This is a genomic window from Frankia sp. CcWB2 (genome assembly GCF_977927585.1).
Map to the genome: position 1 here is coordinate 5367 of NZ_CDWRCM010000022.1, position 1070 is coordinate 6436.

Below are 1070 nucleotides of genomic sequence, written 5' to 3' on the forward strand. Positions count from 1 at the left end.
CCCTCGGCCTGCTCGTCGAAGCCCCCGCCGACGCCCACGTCCAACATGTGGCCGCGCGCCTGCTGCCCCCCGCCTCCGCCTGCCTGGCCATCAGCCACACCGGGCAGACCCGCGAAACCCTGGCCGGCGCCGCCGCGGCGCGCGCGGCGGGGGCCACGACCATAGCCCTCACCAGCTTCTTCCGATCCCCCCTGACGAGGCTGGCCGACGTAGCCCTCGTCGCCGGCAGCAGCGAAACAAACTACCGAGTCGAGGCCATGAGCAGCCGCATCATCCACACGACGGTCCTCGACGCCCTGTTCGTGGCCGTCCACCTCGCGCAACCCGACCGCGCCCAGAAAGCCCAGGAACTCACCGCCGAGGTACTTACCGAACACCGGATCTGACGCCCAAGTTCACGGAGGTGAACCCGCGGAGCGCGACGGCGAGGGTGGCCGTGGCCAGGGTGGCCATCTCCCGGTCCGGTACGGGGCCGGCGGCGGTATCGGCGGTCCTCTCACCCCGCCCGGACGGCACGAACTAAACAAACCGCGCAAACCGTGCGCCGGCCTCCCACCGCACCCGCTCGCACCCGCTCACTCAGGCGGCGCCCACGATCCTTCGACTGGCCTTCGGCCGGCGAATCTGGGGGACCTGAGCACGGTCCGCGGTCCCTGGACCGTGCCTTGCTCCCCACAACTCGGCCGGTCCGGCCGGACGCCGGCCACGCCGGGCGACCGAGATACCAGATGATAATGTATTCGCTATCTGCATTCACTATCTGCGTCCGGCGCCGGAACATTCACGTTCAGTGGCGCGGTCACTGCCGGGAAGGGCGTCACCTGCACCACCGAGGTGGCATCCGACGGGAAGTACGGCGGGACGCGGAGGGCGTCCCGATCGGCGTAAAATCCTTCACGCGGCACGGAAGGGCGCGACACGTGATTCCCGTCGCGATCGCCTTGCCGGGCCTGCCGTAGACCATGACGGCGAGCTTCCGAAAAAGCGCCGTGACCACGCTCGGCGTGAACGCCCCGCCCACCAACCGACACAATTGGGTAGTCAGATCACGGCCCGCTGCTGCGCCCCGG

At 69.7% G+C, this 1070-nt stretch carries 1 protein-coding gene; it reads left to right on the plus strand.

Annotated elements, in window-relative coordinates; all coding sequences use genetic code 11:
* Positions 1–386, plus strand: a 386-nt coding sequence (locus ACY45C_RS04255; protein WP_462186342.1) for a MurR/RpiR family transcriptional regulator, incomplete at its 5' end; no start/stop codon positions are given.
* Positions 387–1070: the final 684 nt, after the last annotated feature.